Annotated in this window: 1 protein-coding gene and 2 pseudogenes; 2 read left to right on the forward strand and 1 reads right to left on the reverse strand. The window is 70.5% G+C overall.

Features of this window, described 5'->3' with window-relative positions; translation table 11 throughout:
- Positions 1-128: 128 nt before the first annotated feature.
- Both ABGB16_RS32915 and ABGB16_RS32920 read left to right on the forward strand, forming a co-directional pair.
- Positions 129-1,204, forward strand: a pseudogene (locus tag ABGB16_RS32915) (DDE-type integrase/transposase/recombinase); the annotation flags it as partial.
- 676 nt (positions 1,205-1,880) lie between these two features.
- Positions 1,881-4,874, forward strand: coding sequence for a discoidin domain-containing protein (locus ABGB16_RS32920; protein WP_347671967.1), 2,994 nt, complete (start codon positions 1,881-1,883; stop codon positions 4,872-4,874).
- A gap of 684 nt (positions 4,875-5,558) precedes the next feature.
- On the opposite strand, the pseudogene ABGB16_RS32925 reads toward ABGB16_RS32920, so the two are convergent.
- A pseudogene (locus ABGB16_RS32925) lies at positions 5,559-5,758 on the reverse strand (hypothetical protein); the annotation flags it as partial.

The following is a 5,758-nucleotide window of genomic DNA, read 5'->3' on the forward strand; positions in this document are numbered from 1 at the left end:
AGCTCGAAGCCCTCGGCTACACCGTCACCCTCGCCCCGGCCGCCTGACCAACCCCACAGCAGGATCAATCCCGGCTCCGCCGGGATGCTGCCGCCTGCCCACTCACCGTCCATTTTCGGATCAGCGCGCGAGCTCTTGGAGGAGATCTCCAGGAGCGAGCCGGACGGTCCGGACGTGTTCGGGCTCGGAAGGCGCTGATGGACGCCTACCACGCGTTGACCGGTGCGGGGACCACGACGCGGGACGCGGCCCGGCTGACCGGGATCGCCCGGGCCAGCGCTGTTCGGGACCGGCTGCGGCCGACGCCGGCACGACCTGCGCGGCGCCCGCCGGCGAACGCGTTCAGCCCGGCCGAACGCGACCGGGTCCTGCACGTGTTGAACAGCCCGGAGTTCGTCGACGCCGCCCCGGCGCAGGTCTATGCGGCGTTGCTGGACCAGGGCGTGTACGTCGGGTCGATCGCCACGATGTACCGGATCCTGGGCGAGCACCGGCAGGTGCGCGAGCGTCGCCGGCTGGCCCGGCACCGGTCCCGCCAGCGTCCCGAACTGGTCGCCGACGGCCCGCGGCAGGTCTACAGCTGGGACATCACAAACTGCCCGGCCCGGCCAAAGGCGTCTACTACGACGCCTACGTGATGATCGACATCTACTCCCGATACATCGTCGGGGCGCGGGTGCACGCCCGCGAGTCCGGGCCCCTGGCCGAGTCCATGATCCGCCAGGTGTTCGACACCCATGGTGTCCCGCACGTGGTCCACGCCGACCGGGGCACCTCGATGACCTCGAAATCCGTCGCCGACCTGCTCGAAGACCTGGCCGTGACCCGCTCGCACTCCCGGCCGAAGGTGTCCAACGACAACCCGTACAGCGAGGCCTGGTTCAAGACGTTGAAGTACGCGCCGGTGTTCTCGGACCGGTTCGCGTCCCTCGCCGACGCCCGAACGTTCATGACGGACTTCGTGACCTGGTACAACCATGCTCACCGGCACTCCGGGATCGGCCTGCATACCCCCGCCGAGGTCCACCACGGCCGGCATCACCGCGTCCGCGCCGGCCGCGAGGACACCCTGGCCACCGCGCGGGCGGCGCATCCGGAACGGTTCAGCACCACCCGGCTCGTACCCAAGATCCTCGATTTGCCCGAACAGGTCTGGATCAACAAGCCCGATCAGGAAGCAGAGCCCGTGCCACAAGCCGCTTAACTCCCGCTGGCCTCAATCCCTTGACACGTTCCGCCAGCTCGATCCTGGTGGCAGGTGCACAGCACGACCACCGGGACCGGCGGAACACAGACCTTCACCTTCGCACCGCAGGCCGCCCGGTTCGTCCGAGTCGCCATGAGCAAACGCGGCACGAACTACGGCTACTCGTTGTAGGGCATCGAGGTGGAAGGTCCGCCGGACCTCGCGCTCGGCCGGCCGGTCACGGCCTTCTCGGTCAAGGCGCCGGAGGTCGCTGCAGCAAACGTCACCGACGGCGACACTGCCACTCGCTGGGGCTCCGAGTAGTCAGACCCGGAGTGGATCGGAGTGGACCTCGGCGGTGCCAAGTCGATCGGCGCGGTCCTGCTGCGCTGGGAGGCTTCCAGCGCCAAGGCTTCACCATCGACGTGTCTGGCGATGACCAGAACTGGGCTACGGTGCACAGCACGGCGAACAGCGCCGGCGGCGCACAGTTCATCCCCATTGCCGCGAACGCCCGCTACGTCAGGGTGCGCGGCACCGTCCGGACCAACCCCCGATACGGCTGTTCGCCGTGGTCTGTCGACGTGTATCGGCCTGAGAACGAGCACCCGGCTACCGCCGCCGAAAAGCTTTCCGTTCATGAAAGTTTCCTAACTATTGACTTTGGCAAGTACTTTTGGAGAGAGTGCCGTCTATGCTCACCCGTAGAGCCCTGCTTGCTCTGGCCGGTGCCGCCGGCGGCGCCCTTGCCCTGCCCGTTCCCGCATTCGCCCTGGACGTGAGTCCGGCCGCGGACCCGGTCGCGGACGAGTATCACCGCCTGCTGCTCGTGCACACCCGGTGGGTGCAGCAGCAGTGGGACCCGGCGATCGGCGCGTACCGGGCCGCGGATTTCCGGTTCGCTGCCGTCCTCGGCAACGCCGTGCTGCTCACCACCGACGGCTACGACGCCGGTCTGGCCGGTGTCGACGCGGCCGTCCTGCGCGGGCAAACGCTCGCCACGATCACCCGGTTCGCCGCGACGAACCGGCTCGCCGGTGGCACCGAATGGGGCCAACGGCTGTTCTGGGACTCGACGTTCGAGTTGTACTTCGTGCTCGCCGCCCGGCTGCTGTGGACGGAGCTAGACGCCGCCACCCGGTCGAACGTCGACGCGATCGCACGCGGGCAGGCCGCCTACGCGTACGGGCTGGGCACCGGCAACGACCCGCTCAGCGGCTCCTGGACCCCGAACGGCAGCGCCGGCGGGTACCGCGGCGACACCAAACTCGAGGAGATGGGCGTCTACGCGCAGGCCATCGCGCCCGGCCTGGCGTGGGCTCCGGCCGGTGACGCCGAGGCGAGCCGCTGGCAGGAGCGGTTCGTGTTCTGGGCGGCCAACGCCAGCGGGCTGCCCGCCGCCGACCGCGCCAACCCGGCCGTGATCGACGGCCGCCCGGTCAGCGCCTGGAACGTCGCGCACAACCTGCACGACACGTTCGTGGTGGAGAACCACGGGTCGGTGAACCCGCACTACCAGGCCGAACTGTGGCGCACCGCCGGGCGGGCCGCCGCGCACTTCCTCGCCGCCGGCCGGCCGTTGCCCCAGGTGCTGACCCGCCAGCCCAACGGGCGGGAACTGTGGGCAACCCTGCGGCTGCTGGCCAGCGACGCCGGCGAGCCGGTCATGCCGATGGTCGCCGACCGCTACCACCTGTACGGCCGTGATGTGCTACCTCTGGCGTTCCTCGCCCAGGTCCAGGGCGACCGGCACGCCGCCCGCGCCGAGGCGGACCTGGCGGCGCGGCTGATGCCCTACCTGCGGTACGCGCCGGAGAACCGGCTCACGAAGTTCAGCGGCGAGGAGAAGTACGAGCCGGAGGCCCGCGCCGAGCTTGCCATCGCGTACCTGTTCCACCGCTGGCGGGCAACGCCGGTACAGCCGGTGACCAGCGCCGAGTTCTTCACCGCCGCCGCCGGAACCCGGTTCTTCGGCACAGCCGTCGGCCTGACCGCGCACCAGAGCACCACCGGCTTCGCTGCCGCCGTCACCAAACCCGGTCAGGTCCGGTTCCTGTGGCAGCCCGGCCACGACAACTGGCTGATCGACACCCGGGCACCCGCATTCCTGCCCGCACAGACCGCGCCGCCGATGTGGCAGTGGACGGCCGCCTACACCGCCGCCCGCGACGGCGTCGACTCCACTGCCACCGTGCTGCAGACCGCCGCCGGGTGGGCCGGATACGCCACCCTCCCGACCGGCACCGTCGTCTACACCGGCCCCGGCCCGTCGTCACTGACCCTGTTCAACCTGACCATGCCCGGCGTCCCCGGCCTCGACGGCTCCCGGACCTTCACCGGCCCGGCAGGCACCGTGACACCCCCTGCCGGGCTCGGTGACGGCGGCACCGACAGGATCACCTTCACCGCCCGCAGCGCCAGACACGTCCGGTTCCTCGGCCAGTCCGCCTCCGGGCAGTACGGCTACTCCCTGTTCGCCTTCGAGGCGTTCGACGCCACCGGCACCGACCGGGCTCGCGGCCGTACCGTCACCGCGTCGTCGGCCGACCCGGCCTATCCGGCCACGAACGCCGTCGACGGCAACGCCACCACTCGCTGGGCGGTCTCCCGCGACGAACGCAGCCGCACCGACAGCTGGCTCGCCGTCGACCTCGGCGCTACCGTCCAGCTCACCGGCGTCACTCTCACCTGGGAGGCCGCGTACGCCACCTCGTACCTCGTGCAGACCTCGACCGACGGCACCACCTGGACCACCGCGGCCGCCGCGCCCTCAACCACGACACTGGGCGCCTGGGCCGGCGTCGATGGCCGCGCCGGTCTTGTCACGCACGGCGCCACCGGCCCGATCACTGCGTCACCGACGCTGATCACCATCCCGCCCGCCACCCTCATCGAGGGCTACAGCGGTGCCGGAACGGACCTGGCCGCCGCGGCGGCCAGGCGGCTACCCACCGGCGGGCCGGCCACCCTGCGCGTCAGCGACGCCGACGGGTATCTCACCCTGCTCAACCTCTCCCCCACTGCCGTCAACGGCGCGGTCCTGACCCTGCCGCGCGGCGACCGGCTCTACCGCGGGGTGTCCGTTGCCCGCGCCGACGGCGGCCTGGACCTGACCGCTTCGGTACCCGCCGGCGGCGGCGCCGTACGGCCCGCCCGGTTCACCGTGACCGGCCGCGCACCGACCGGCACCCGATTCTCGGTCGCCGACTCGCACAACGTCACGGTCACCGCACCGGCAGACGCCGCCATCGACGTTCGCCTGACCGCCGGGTCCTGGTCGGTGCAGGCGCAGGTACCCGCAGGCGCGACCCGGAGTTTCACCAAGCCGGTCGACGGGCCGGTCACCCCCACCACCGACCTGGCTCGCGGCCGCACCACCTTCCCCACCTCGCCGCTACCCGCAGGCATGGGCGAACCGTCGCACGCCGTCGACGGCAACCCTGGTACCTCCTGGCGCCCCGGCCCGAACGGGCGGATGGTCGTGGACCTGGGCGCGTCACGCACCGTCGCGGCCGTGTCGCTGGCCTGGACCAGCGGCACCCGCCGTGCCGTGCGCGTCGAGACTTCGAACGACGGCGCCACCTACAGCATCTTCAGCGGGCCGTTGTCCGCGCGGTACGTCGCGGTGGCTGTGCCCGGCTGGACCACCGGCGACGCGGAGATCGTCGAGTTGTCCGTCACCGCGTAGCCCACGTCCCCCGAGCCTTCATGACGGCACGAGCACCCGTCGCGCACGAAAGGAACCCATGAGAAAGCGTCTCCTGGCGGCCGACGCGGCCACGAGCGTCGCCACGGCCGCCATGATCGCGGCCGTCGCCCCCGTTACGACCGACGGCGCGCCCGCCGCCGCATGCCAGCCGGCGTAACGTTGCCGGCGCAATCTACGCCGCCGACGGCGATCTTGCCGGTAATGAGGGAGCGCTGGCCGAGCGTCAACCTGGCTCGAGTACAGCGGATCGTCCTACGACCTGGATGAGCAGGCGCGCCGCCTTGGCCCGTCACCTCACCCATCACGGCAAGCGGGCCGACCCCACCACGGCACTCCTGATCTGGACATGGTCAGACCACCTGTGTCCCCGTTGCCACGCACCCGCTGACTACAAGTGCCGCACCAACTCTGGACGGCGCAGGATCTGTCCCGGGTGGTGCCCTCGGTCGCGGCGCATGTGTAGCCTCCACGGTGTCGCTGCACGGAAACGGTGAACCGGCCATGATCTTTCCTGATCAGCCGCTGCTCCCGACGACGTTCTGTTCTCCGTCGGCGTTCACCGCTTCACCGGCACCCCACAGCCGCTAAGGGACGGCAAGATCTTCCAGTTCATCACATGACGGAGAACCGACGACTTGACGGTTCCGGAGATCGGAGGTCTTTTCAATCGTCCCCAGCCGGCGACTCCTCGGTGTGAGGCGCGAGCTCTGCGCGTAGCACGTCTTTGCGGATCTTGCCGACGCTGGTGCGGGGTAGCTCGGCACGCACGATCACCCGGTCGGGGATCTTGAAGGTCGAGAGGTGTCCGCGGCACCAGGCGATCAGCTCCTCGGGAGTGGTTTCCTCGCCCGGTTGCAGGACAA

It is taken from the genome of Micromonospora sp. B11E3, from assembly GCF_039871625.1.
In the GTDB taxonomy this organism is placed as follows: Bacteria; Actinomycetota; Actinomycetes; order Mycobacteriales; family Micromonosporaceae; genus Micromonospora.

Excerpts from the sequence above, each read along its gene's own strand:
- ABGB16_RS32920 (WP_347671967.1), top strand. The coding sequence starts at position 1,881 with ATGCTCACCCGTAGAGCCCTGCTTGCTCTGGCCGGTGCCGCCGGCGGC.